At 40.7% G+C, this 12,309-nt stretch carries 10 protein-coding genes and 1 pseudogene; 8 read left to right on the top strand and 3 right to left on the bottom strand.

Annotated features, from left to right (window positions below):
- Position 1 precedes the first annotated feature (1 nt).
- The 3 genes from MHB82_RS15450 to MHB82_RS15440 all read left to right on the top strand — a co-directional run bounded on the left by MHB82_RS15450 (position 2) and on the right by MHB82_RS15440 (position 3,774).
- Complete coding sequence (locus tag MHB82_RS15450; RefSeq protein WP_341175181.1) at positions 2–1,681, top strand: carbohydrate-binding protein; 1,680 nt, start codon at positions 2–4, stop codon at positions 1,679–1,681.
- Positions 1,682–2,361: 680 nt separating this feature from the next.
- Positions 2,362–2,895 carry a hypothetical protein gene (locus MHB82_RS15445; protein ID WP_341175180.1) on the top strand — a complete coding sequence of 178 codons (534 nt, stop codon included), beginning with the start codon at positions 2,362–2,364 and terminating at the stop codon, positions 2,893–2,895.
- A gap of 375 nt (positions 2,896–3,270) precedes the next feature.
- Positions 3,271–3,774: a hypothetical protein gene (locus tag MHB82_RS15440; protein ID WP_341175179.1), complete on the top strand. Its 504-nt coding sequence runs from the start codon at positions 3,271–3,273 to the stop codon at positions 3,772–3,774.
- 739 nt (positions 3,775–4,513) lie between these two features.
- Here the strand turns inward: MHB82_RS15440 and MHB82_RS15435 are convergent.
- The 3 genes from MHB82_RS15435 to MHB82_RS15425 all read right to left on the bottom strand — a co-directional run bounded on the left by MHB82_RS15435 (position 4,514) and on the right by MHB82_RS15425 (position 8,702).
- Complete coding sequence (locus MHB82_RS15435) at positions 4,514–5,098, bottom strand: TetR/AcrR family transcriptional regulator (RefSeq protein ID WP_341175178.1); 585 nt, start codon at positions 5,096–5,098, stop codon at positions 4,514–4,516.
- Positions 5,099–5,151: 53 nt separating this feature from the next.
- Positions 5,152–6,627, bottom strand: coding sequence for an NAD(P)/FAD-dependent oxidoreductase (locus tag MHB82_RS15430; RefSeq protein WP_341175177.1), 1,476 nt, complete (start codon positions 6,625–6,627; stop codon positions 5,152–5,154).
- 1,109 nt (positions 6,628–7,736) lie between these two features.
- On the bottom strand, positions 7,737–8,702 hold the full coding sequence (locus MHB82_RS15425) for a helix-turn-helix transcriptional regulator (protein WP_341175176.1): 966 nt from the start codon (positions 8,700–8,702) through the stop codon (positions 7,737–7,739).
- 117 nt (positions 8,703–8,819) lie between these two features.
- Here MHB82_RS15425 and MHB82_RS15420 point away from each other — a divergent pair.
- The 5 genes and pseudogenes from MHB82_RS15420 to MHB82_RS15400 all read left to right on the top strand — a co-directional run bounded on the left by MHB82_RS15420 (position 8,820) and on the right by MHB82_RS15400 (position 11,993).
- Positions 8,820–9,243: pseudogene (locus tag MHB82_RS15420) on the top strand (DoxX family protein).
- Between the two features lie 136 nt (positions 9,244–9,379).
- Positions 9,380–9,859, top strand: a complete 480-nt coding sequence (locus tag MHB82_RS15415) for a GyrI-like domain-containing protein (protein ID WP_341175175.1) — start codon at positions 9,380–9,382, stop codon at positions 9,857–9,859.
- Between the two features lie 23 nt (positions 9,860–9,882).
- Complete coding sequence (locus MHB82_RS15410; RefSeq protein ID WP_175395035.1) at positions 9,883–10,350, top strand: phage tail protein; 468 nt, start codon at positions 9,883–9,885, stop codon at positions 10,348–10,350.
- Positions 10,351–11,108: 758 nt separating this feature from the next.
- Positions 11,109–11,567 carry a collagen-like repeat preface domain-containing protein gene (locus MHB82_RS15405; protein WP_341175174.1) on the top strand — a complete coding sequence of 153 codons (459 nt, stop codon included), beginning with the start codon at positions 11,109–11,111 and terminating at the stop codon, positions 11,565–11,567.
- Positions 11,568–11,582: 15 nt separating this feature from the next.
- Positions 11,583–11,993: a hypothetical protein gene (locus MHB82_RS15400; RefSeq protein ID WP_341175173.1), complete on the top strand. Its 411-nt coding sequence runs from the start codon at positions 11,583–11,585 to the stop codon at positions 11,991–11,993.
- Positions 11,994–12,309: the final 316 nt, after the last annotated feature.

Genomic DNA, 12,309 nt, shown 5'->3' with positions numbered 1-12,309 from the left:
CATGCAAAAAAACAAGAGGGCATTGGCTTTTGCAAGTGCGGCATTATTGATTCTTACGTTGTGTTTGTCTATCTCTCCTTCCATCGTATCGGCAGCTTCCGCCTTTAATCAAACGATGGCTTCCAGTTACAACAGTCAATCCGGCGTCCAATTGGAAAGTTCCAGTGAGGGCGGTCAAAATGTCGCATTTATCGACAACGGTGATTACATTGTATTCAACAATGTGGATTTTGGTAGCGGTGCCAATTCAATCGACGTGAGAGTTGCAAGCAATAACAGTGGCGGTTCAATTGAGGTCCGTCTGGATAGCTTAAACGGAACACTCGCGGGAACTGTTGCTGTTCCAGGTACGGGTGGGTGGCAATCCTGGCAAACCAAGTCCGGGTCAATCAGTGGTGCCACTGGTGTACACACGGTCTACCTTAAATTCACTGGTGGAACCGGAAATTTGTTCAATATACTCTGGTTCAAGTTCAGCGCTTCCACCGCAGGTAGCGGAGGCGATGTCATAGGCAAATTGTATGCGGGATATCAAGGCTGGTTCAACACTGCCGGGGACGGTTCTCCGAACGGAGCCTGGGTGCATTGGGCCAAAAATAGCAGTGCTCCATTAGCAAATAACAATGTGAATTTCGAACTGTATCCGGATCTTCGGGAATATTCCAAGCTGTATCAGACAAGTTTGGCGAACCTCGGCAATGGTTCTCCTGCCAAATTGTTCTCTTCATACGATCAGGAGACGGTCAACAAACATTTTGAGTGGATGCAGACCTACAATATCGACGGTGCAGCATTGCAACGGTTCGGCGCAGATGAGAGTGACACACCTAACAACTGGAAAAGCAACCGGGACAGCGTAGCCGTCAAGGTTAAGAATGCTGCGGAATCCTATAACCGCAAGTTCTATGTCATGTACGACATTACGGGAATGAATGCGAGCAATTGGGTCCAGGCAGTCAAGCATGACTGGACGACCAATGTCGTGAACAACATGCACCTGCCATCATCTTCGGCTTATGCGAAGCAGAACGGAAAATTGGTTGTCTGCATCTGGGGGATTGGTTTCACTGATCGGCCGGGTACTGCAGCAGAGGCGGCCGATTTGATCGGTTGGTTTAAAAACCAGGGGATCTATGTCATCGGCGGTGTGCCTACGTATTGGAGAACGGGTAACAATGACTCCCGATCTGATTTTATAAACGTCTACAAATCGTTGGATATGGTCTCGCCTTGGTCCGTTGGCCGCTTCGGTAATATTCAGGAAGCCGACAATTTCAAAACGAATCTACTTCAGCCTGACCTGTCCTTCACCCAGCAGAATGGAATTGATTATCAGCCCGTTATCTGGCCGGGTTTTGCCTGGTCCAACATGACCGGTGGTGCAAAAAACCAAATACCGCGTTTGCATGGTGACTTCATGTGGAGGCAAGCCTACAATCTGAAGAGTATTGGTATCAATACCGGATATATCGCGATGTTTGACGAATACGATGAAGGTACTGCCGTTGCTAAGGCGGCAGAGAACAGCTCCATGATTCCATCCAATCAATATTTTCTGTCGCTAGATGCCGACGGTGTTGCCGTATCTTCTGACTTTTACCTCCGCCTTGCAGGGGACATCAATCGCATGCTAAAAAACCAAATTCCAGTGACGGAAAATCATCCAACAAGCCATCAATAGAGCCAAAATAGCATGATTTTAAACTCGTTCTTCGGCTCATGTAAGGAATGGCGATAAAGTTTATAATTACAAACCTTATGAAATGGATTTCGCCATATTTGCAAGAATTCACTCAATTAAACATGAATAAGTTTTGTCGAGGACAAGAACATGTCCCACAAAAAGTCGCTACTTAGCGGCTTTTTTGTGTTAATCTTTTTATTAGTGTGGATACTCCGTTAATCTCTCAACATATCAGATTGTTTTAGCTGCAAACGAGAACTCCTTGTGGTTGACTATTCAGTTTAACTATATAGTCGAACTTTGACGGCTTCCTCTTAAAGAACAGAATCTTATTTATCCAATGCTTAAGTTTAATGATAAATCAAACTAGAGCCTTTTAGTTCCAAGTGGAGCGCTTTTTTTTACCAATAGTTGGACATTAAAACATACACTTATATGTGATAAGTTTAATAAGCTAAATTTACATATTGGAGAGTGCTAAAGATATGCCTAAAAGAATACTTATATGCCCTAAAAGAAGGTAATGAACATTTTCTTAATGATGATTTCAAGAATTCGGCTAAAACAGACGGATCTGCAAAGTTAAATTCTCTATTGATGAAATAGATGAAACTTTAGTACATATTATTGGGGAAGGTAAGATTAAAGTTAAATCGATTGAAAAATTTAAATTTTTGATGGATGGAGAGCTAACGAAATATACCGTAAATAATCAAACTGTTTATATTGGTCTTGTTATTGCTGAGGCTAAAAATGAAAAAAACATAGATATTGATACAGTGATTACTCTGTTCATTGATCCTCAGACCGAGGAATTTTATGTTACAGAGACCTATGGAACATTACAAAGTGACAACGGGGTTGGCATCTTAGCTTTTGGAGAGGTACCCTCAAGTTATTTGGAATTGAAAGATCAAATTGTTTCTGATATGGAAAATGCTAATGAACAAAACGTAGCTTCATCTACACCATCGAATTTCAACAGCATTTTTGGGTCAGGAGTGGATAATGCCGACACTCTTAAAATAGACTCGTCGAGTACGTTCAATTATAAAACATCATTTATGACTCAAGCGATAGGCAAAACTGGAACAGCTGCAGGCACACCAAGTAGTTTTCCAGCAACAAAATATGCTACTCTGGGCGTCAATATATACACTAGAGAGAGACCGCAGGTGGGAGATGGCTCTTCTATGATCGATACAAGGTAATGGAGTAACACACCTTCTGTAGAAGAGTATCTTAAGGCCACAGAAGATAATATCTATGGAACAGAAGTGATGACGGCTTACTGGGAACGGCGCTATTGCCAAGAAAGCGGATCTTCCAGGTAAAACTGCAGGAATGACCTCTTCCGCAGACTTAGATGGAGGTACTGCGGCACACTTCTTCTTTGAGGAGCAAACAGATGGGACGAATAAAATGTTTATTAAAGCTAAGACAGTATACCTATGTAATATTGGAAAATCACTTACGTTCTTCGTAACGCCAAAAATTGAGACATATTATAATCATGAGTTTTAGTCAGTATTTTCTCATTAGAGCGACTTCATTAACTCAACCAAAATTTTTTACGGGGTGTTCACTTGAAAAGAAAGATCATATATATCTTAAGCATTTTAATCGTTATCTGTGGTTTAGCATACGTAGTCCAAGAAAAATTCCAGGATAAACAAAACGATATCCCACATACTTTATATTTATTAAACGGAGTAATATGGCAAACTCAATTGCGAATAAGTGATACGTTGACCTATGCGGTAGAGAATAATAAACTTGAAACAGAATTTGTTCGTTCATTGCTGACACTTAACGGTTACGAATCCGATGCCTTGTATGTTGCTCTTGAAAGGAAGTATCAACATCTATTAAATGGCCCGAATACGAGTGACTATATTTACGAAACATTTAAAGAAAATGAACTCTCAAGACAACAAATGGATCTTTTGAAAAAGCTATCTACTCTCTATAAAGATCTATCATTGCAGCAGAGTCAATTAATTAGTGAAGATGGAGTATTTAATGATAAGATCTGGGGGAACATCTTATCGATTGAAAATGAAGTAAATACGCTGGTTTCGCATTTCTGATTTTACGAATGGTATTTTCGACTCATGGTGGACAGTGAAAAAAGAGGTCATGTTACTACATTATTTCAACTGAAAACCGGAGGGAATTCTTCGAGGATTATATGCTTATAATCGTTAAGCCAACGAAGAAGCGTTAGATCAATAACAACAAGAAAGCAACTGATCAATGAGATTGGTTGCTTTTGTTCAACTAACGGGCAGGTTAGCATAAGATAGCGGAAGGATATATATAATTCGTCTTTCTGGTCTACTAGTTAGATGATATTATAAAAGTGTTATAGGGGGTTATGATGCGTAAATATCTTTTTGTTTTGTGTTTAGTTTTTGTGTACGTTTCTTTGGTTACGGGGTGTAATTTTCTGGGCGTAAGCACCTCAGTAATAGATGCCAAATTATTAGTTTTTTGAAATCGGTTTTGATTGTAAAACAATATGTATTCACTTACTTGCTGTTGGCCTGTTATATTGTTCAACTAACGGGAAACGTTAGTTTAATACAATATTGAAAGAGACTACCGCACTCAGTTTCAACCACCTAGACATTAACATGGTTTATAAACTTCAAATCAGATAACCCAAAAAATAAATAGGAGAACTTGGTAAGTTCGTCTATTAGATTCTCAAATGGAACAACTCGAAAAATGAAATAACTTACTTTAGTTTAAGCTGCAATTCAAGGCAGCCGATCTACGTGATCGGCTACCTTTATTTCTATAGTTAAACGTTCAGTAGTATTACATTTACCATTTTTGGACTCGTGGACCCGCGACAATTCGCATCAGCATATCCGCATTCGGCATATGGTGATCATCATCCATTGGCATGTTAAGCGTGATTAATGCGGATAGCATGGTCAACAAAGCGGAAATGAGCTCGTGTGCATTTCCTGGTGCGAAGTCCCCAATCTGTTGTCCTTCTTCGAACAGGGGTAGAAGTTGATCAATAAAGGTCTTCACGGAAAATTGGTGGAGTAATTGTTTAGCTTCATTTGGCACATTCTCATCATTATTGGCGTGTTGAATGAGCTTAAAAGGATATTGTATACTTTCCTCCTCTAAAATACTTGCAATAAAGGTTCGAACTTTTTCGAAAGGAGAACCAGGAATATCGTAAATAACCTCCAGTGTAGTTTCCTCGGCTACTTGCCGAATCAAGGTGATAAATAGTTCTTCCTTTGATTCGAAAAATCGGTAAAGCTGCCCTGCACTCAGCTTGGCTTCTTCAGCAATCATGCTCATTTTAGCTCCATGTAAACCATGGCCTGCAAACACCTTTAAGGCTGCCTCTAAGATTTGCTGTTTTCGAGATTCTCTTCGTGTATTCAATTGTTCCTTAGATAATGGTGTCACCAGCTAGGCACTCCTTTTTTAGTAATGACTTATGATGGCATAAGTTGATCTATGGTTGCAAAGGTGGCTCCCTTGAATGAGGGAAGCAAACGTTCCAGTCGTTCCTCAAGTGGTTCATCTGACTCCTTCATCCAGTGATCTAACCGTTGTTTAGCTTCTCCGGATCCTCCCGCAGCGAGCAAGGCTGTCACCATTTCCACATTGAACAGTTCGCTAGGGGATAAGAATAGGGAGTTAACGAGCCAATACAATCCAAATATCTCATAATTGGTTTGCTCCGTGGACACCTGAAGGACATGCTCGAGATAGTTCTGAGCAAACTGCAACCCTTGAATCGGCTTTGTACCGACATACTCTACACCTTTCCATCTAAGGTCTGAAACAACATTTAACCACCATGCTACTTCAATACAATTTTGCATCTTTTGATGGACATCGATCTCAAAGCTAGGTTGAAGATGAATTAACTGATGTCGAAGGCTTGTTTCTAAAATTTCCGCTTCCATTGCAGCAAGCGTCATACCTTGACCATAAACAGGATCAAGTTGGCAGAAGGCATCTCCCATGACAAGTAACCCAGTTGGCCATTGCTGCATCTGTTCAAAGTGTTGCCTGGACAATTCAGACACCCGAAAACCACGAGGTAGTCCGATAGGCTCCAATCCTTCAAGGACCTCATTTAATAAAGGACAACCCAGATGGCGTATATCTTGTTCAAATAATGCTGGATCGTTGGAGGGATACTGACCATTTAAGTTCCAAAGTACCATTTCAGCTATATCGTTTTCTATGATCGAAAACGCAGCTGCATGGGTAGTCTTGAGCGGATCTCCTTCTAAACGGATGACATCCAGCTCTTCTTTGCGTCCACCCGGTATGCGATAACGCCGAGTGCTGTAACCGAGAGATATTTTTAATCGCTCTGACTGAGGCACTTCGTATCCTAGCTCCGAGAGCCACTGAACAGTCTTGGAGAATTGGCCACTGGTATCGACGATAAGATCTGCCGTCATCGTATATTGTTTGCGTTCACCTGAAATACGTTCTCGGACTATAATGCCAGTTACTTTTGAACGATCTTCAGAAGCATGAAGGTGGACGACTTCATTCAACCCGAGCAGACTGACATTTTGAATGTCTTGAATATATTGGCGAATGACCCATTCGAATAGAGCTCTACTGAAAGATGCGTTATGACTATGTTCGACGGAAGTCATTTTGCCATAAGGACTGAGGAGATGTGTCGTTTTCCCGCGAGTAGAGTAAGCACCCTTTTTGATTAATTCATCCATCAGTCCAGGGAAGAAACGGTTCAGGATCAAACTGCAGCGCGGCGTTAAACGATGAGGCTGAAATGCTTGGGGTGTTCCAGAACGACTTTCAGGTTCTTCAGAAAAGTGATCTCGGTCTACAACCACAACTTCAGTATAACAATTAGACAGAACTTTAGCTGCCAATAGTCCGGCAATGCCTCCACCAATAACAATAGCACGTTCCGTGTTCACGTCGTCATTTCCCCTTTATTAACGAGTTTGTATAGATTAACTCAATGTAAGAATTAACGAATTAACAATGAAATCACCTGAACTAATTAAATCGAACGCGTTAATTAACTTACTGTGAACACCTCCCGTTTTAAGAATGAATTGTTCATTCTCAAAGTACTTCATTTTCTTTTTATTGTCAATTATCTTAAATTATGTACGAATTCATGCTAAAAGCTTTGTTTTTGTGAGACAATAATGAAAACAATTACGATTTAGAAGGAAGAAATTGATTTGAAGTGCCACCAACCGTTGTTCTTTCTAAAAATCTGACTTTTACTTCTAAGGCTATGTTTCATCTACAGAGTCCATATAAGGGATCTTAACAGGGCGGGGGATAAAATTGGCTAAGAAGCAATACGAAGCATTTAGTTATCTTGCGATGTTAGGCACGGATAGAACTTACTTATCCCATTTGGAGGGGAAAAGGGATGGAGAGTCAGGTAGATGCTCTTAATTGAGCAGAATAGTAATTAGCATGGGAGAATAATTATGTAAAACGGACACGAGATCAACTTTCTTATGGCTAAATAATGATGAACAAAGAAGGTAATTCATCTGCTATTTAAGTAGATCAGGAGATTTTGAGATGTGGGAATGATGAAAATTCCAAAGTACGAAAGTGACAGAGAGCGGCTTCTAAGGGAATTAATTAATTTGAGTGTGCCCATAAAGGGAGGAAGCATTGAATTCCGTGACTATTTAAATATGGATAAATGGCTTAGTTCTGATTACACATTATCAAACCCTGAAAGTGTTAAGAAAGCAGTCACATGGACTGAAAAGATCGAACCATTCTATGTAATGAAGTATCCGGTAACACAGCAGTTGTACCGATTGTCGGAATGGACAAGAACATGTTTCTATTGGCGATTAGGCGTGTATCTAATCGTCATTTTGTCCTTCAATTTATTAAACTAACGGGCAGGTTAGTTTGAGATCATTTGCAGTGTACCGAGGAATGCTGGTGGGCTTGCGATTCAGGTACGAAAGTATGGCTAGGTAATTTGCAAAGTTCGTGAATAGTGGGGGCTCCCTAATAGATCGCAAATGCAAATAAAATTATATCCTCAAGAGTTCCCTAATAAAGCTATACTCTCCTGCAAACTTTCCACAACCTCTATCGGCATTTCCCTGACCTTAATATCTCGACCTAGGAAAAGCAGCCAATTTGTTATTTCGGCCAACTCATCCGGATGATGAACATTGATGAAAGTCTTTAAAATAGCCGTAGTCTGAAAAGGGTTTGTGTATGAAATTGAGATTTTTAAGGGATGGTATTTTTTGTATTGGGCAATCGATTTTGGACCAAGTTCTAGGACAAGGTTAATGGCTTCTTCCTGCTTGTTTAGTTGTTCTACAATCTTCTTCTTATTTATTCTTTTTTTCTTAGGGTATGGTTTGACATCTGTAAGATTGTCGACAGGAATAATCCGCCTCTTTTCCTCCTCGAGATCAAAGCCTTTAATTTGCCAAGAGCTCTTTTCGCGGTAGAGGTGCAACAAATAGATGGGATAAGACTTTATTTGCCTCGATTCCTCGACGGAAACCATTAAATAGCTGTCCATAAGAATGGTTTGGATCAATTGTTCTAACATAGGATGGGGCAGATCTGACAGATCAAGCAGGTCGGGATTGTGGGGGTTGGTTCCTTCGAACAACAGGGTTTGATTTAACAGAACGAGATCATCTTGCTGGCTTTCCGAGATAAGACCGAGTAATTTTTCCGCTAAAGAATGGCGACTCTTGAGATAAGGGAGTTGTTGATTTTTTGTGGCCATGAAGGCAATAAATAGTGCTTTAATCTCATTATCGGTAAAGCGGACAGTCGGCAGGACAGAGTTGTTCATAACAAAATAACCCCCGTCCCTCCCGACCTCGGCGACAAGAGGCATCCCCATTGCTTCAATTTCTCTGATATCTCTAATGGCAGTTGAACGAGAGATGTTAAATTCTCGCATGATTTCAGAAATGGTAAATTGAGCGCGGTTATTGATGTACCGCATGATGATGTTAATCCGTTCAATTTTTTTCATTTGGCCCTCTAAACAGTATCATATTTTGACATGATTTATAGCTATTATAAACGTATCAAGGGAAATAACAAATCATTTGATCAATTCAAAATAAACGAGATCATTGGAGGAATGAAAATGAGTACGATCATCGGTAATGAAAAAATTGCGAAAGAAGAATACCGTCCTATTGGAAGGATGGTCGCTTATTGGGTTGTCACAATAGTACTCGCATTCTCCATTGCATTAAGCGGTATCGGACAACTGATGCGATATGGGGGGAATGTCGATCTGGTGACCGATATTGGTTTCCCTTTATATGTCACGAACATTCTTGGAGGTTGGAAATTGCTTGGAGTCATCGTGATCGTAATGCCAGGTTTCCCCCCGGCTTAAGGAATGGGCTTATAGTGGTCTCTTTTTTCTCATGACGGGTGCTGCCCTATCCCATGCGTTCGCTAACGATTACGGCGATTACGGATTCCATATTATTCTTCCGCTTTTATATGCCTTGCTTAGCATTGCCTCCTGGGCGCTGCGTCCGAAAAGCCGCAAATTGTAATGGATAGGGAAATTAACACAGGGCCGTGCATGGCTCCAATGAACAGTATCACATTTTGACATGATTTATAGTTATTATAGACGTATCAAGTGAATTACAATTCATTTGATCCATTTCAGAAAAAGGAGTGTTAATCATGGCAGTGTATACCCTTGAAAAAAAAGACAGCTTTATCGTTCTAGGTATTGGCACGGAGCTGAAGAGCGATTACACGGATTATGCAGGTATGAACAAGGAGAAGCAAGACTTTTGGCAATCCGTGGCGCAGGATGGAAGGCTTGACGCTTTAAAGGCCGTCGCTGCGAACGACTACATTTTTGCTGTGAACGAAGCGATAAATCACAAGATGATGTATTATGCCGGTGTCATGACCGAAGCATCGGTACCAGAAGAACACCGAGTGATCCAATTCCCTAAAGGACAATATCTCGTCGTCAAAGGGGAAGGAAAGACGGCTGATGAGTTGAGTAATAGGCTGACTGGTATTGCCTTTGGTCAAGTCTTGCCAGCTGCAGACGATTTTGCTTATGTTGGCGGGCCCAATGCAACGGTTGAGATGGGGCAGCGAGACGGCCTAGTATATGGGGAAATGTGGATTCCGGTTGTGGAGAAGTAAATGAAATCAGAGGAGGAACGAGGATGTCCCCTATCGTTGGTTTTAAAAATGTGTCCACAGTTGGTCTAGAATCTTCACCAGTAGCAGAAGCGCTTGCTGGTATGCGAGCGAATGAAGCTCGTTACTTTATGAACAAATACAAGCATGAATTTACGGTCGTACCAGCCGGCGAGAGCCAGGAGACGCTTGCGTATGTGAGCCGAATTTTGAAAGAAGAACGTGGTATTGAGTTTGCGGCCAAACCATTGGAAACATCTCACTTTCAAGTGGATAATATTAGATGGGCCTACGTCTTTTATGAAGATGGTCTGGCGGTCAACATCATGTATACATTGGATAACCCCAAAAAGCGGGCCGTTGGTTTTAAGCTTTCAGAGGGGATGGAAGTGCCTCAAGAGCTGGAAGAAAAGAAGTTTAAATTTGCTAGACAGAAGTCCAAACTGGCTGGGACAATTCGAGGTACGTTCTTTGTGATAAAAGGGGAATATTGAAGCAAACAGCACCCATAAGTTATCAATAACGGGAAATGATAGCTCAATAAAACCAAGGAGGCAGCCGATCTACATGATTGGTTGCCTTTGTTCATGTAATGGACAGTTTAGTTCAAGACCGTATTAAACTCCTCATTTTGAGAAAAATAAAATATCCCAACTATGAGTTGCTTCCATTTGATAAAGCTAATTTTGACAATCGTTTTAGCGCTTGGGTTAACTTCTTCGCTAATCAGAACTTCAGCTTCAGGCGAAGAAACCCTGTCAGTACACAACGCAATGCTCGTAAATCCTGCAGGCGTTGATCATTGAAATAATTCGTCAAATGATGAGTACTCTTCGTCAAAAGTACCATGACAACTTTTTGTACGCGAACGTCCACATGCTACCAATCCAAGGTTCAAATAATTGGAGGCTAATTCTATTTTGGAAATGACAGTGATGAAATAAGAGCAGCCAGAAACAGTTCAAATGACGTTCCGACGAGATACAAGATTAAGCTAACGGGAAACGATAGCCCAATAAAACAAAGAAGCAGCCGATCATTGGTCAGCTGCTTCTTTGTTTTATTGAACTAAACGGGTACGTTAGTTTAATGAAAGGAGTAGTTAGCGATATGAAATAACTCCTTTTTTCGATGCCTGGTTATTTACAGGCAGTCCTTAGCTTTAAGAAAATATTGTTCATCTTAAAGTCATAAAATGGGTTGAGGTGAATAATGTGTCCAAGAAAAAAAACGAGATCGTCTACTTCGTTCTTTGCCAGTAAGAGGGAGTAAATTAAAATTATCGAAAGGGGATTTTATAGAGATTTCTATTCCATTCAAGGAATTGGAGCGTTTAAAAGATTTATTAATTTTATTTTCGAAGACAGCACCTGCTGCTATCTCGAAACCAACACCTTTTAATATTGGCGCTCTACAGGGGATTTTGAAGGAATTACTTCTATTCACATATACGTCAGTGTTTCCGGTTGCTGTTAAAGCGGAATTGCAATCCGTTCTCGAGCTTGCCATCACTGGATTAGAGGTTGGCCCCTTTCCTAGGCTCAATACATCAATCAGTTTACAATATTTACTAGCCGAACTAATGCAAATTACGCTTCTTCTAAGCATCTCACCTCTTAATAAGGATCATCTAGTTGGTGAAATCAGGTCTACCAACGTGGCTCTTGTCATCGCGTCTGTGGGGATTAGTGGCACAAGTTCAGCTGTCTAGCCGGGGCACAAGGTAATGAGGGACCAGCTGGTTCTCAAGGACGCCAGGAATACGGGTCCTCCAGAACCACCAGGACCGCTGGGGTTACCGAACACTGAACCGTTCAATCCTTTCAATGCTAGTTCATATGTACCTGGTCAAGTTGTTACTTATGAAGGTAGTTCCTATGTTGTCGATACTGCCGACCCTTTAGGAACACCAGGCACATCTCCAGAATTTACATTGTTAGTAAGCATTGGCTCGACCGGAGCCACCGGAGTTACTGGAGAATCAGGACTCACTGGAGAGACAAGTCGCTATTATAGCGACTTTTTCTTTTATCGCTTTAGCCAGTTGAGCACGTACAACAAAACTGGAATACTTGAGTATAAGCACCCACTACATAAACGATTCATTGAGGGTCTCTTTGAGGATGAAGTTGCATGATTTACTCTAGAAAAACTAAGTAGACTTATCTTACGATTCGTGGTCTTAAAAAAGCACTAAAGATTGCCTTCGGTGATGCATATATGACTCTTGAAGAGCTATCAATTCTATTAACATTGTCACGCACCTTACTACTCCTTTCATTCTGAGAATAAAACTATCTTAATCATCAATATAAATTGATTAATCTTCTTTTACATCCGTTTAGTTCTTATTATACTAACGAGAAACGTATATGCATGGAGTGAAATTCCCACTTGAGCAAAATAGATTTAATAGCTCTATCAGAAGGCTTTAAATGTTGCTACGCTAATTA

The organism is Paenibacillus sp. FSL K6-2862, from assembly GCF_038005125.1.
Taxonomy (GTDB): domain Bacteria; phylum Bacillota; class Bacilli; order Paenibacillales; family Paenibacillaceae; genus Paenibacillus; species Paenibacillus illinoisensis_A.
This window is presented reverse-complemented; position numbering and strand designations above follow the sequence as displayed.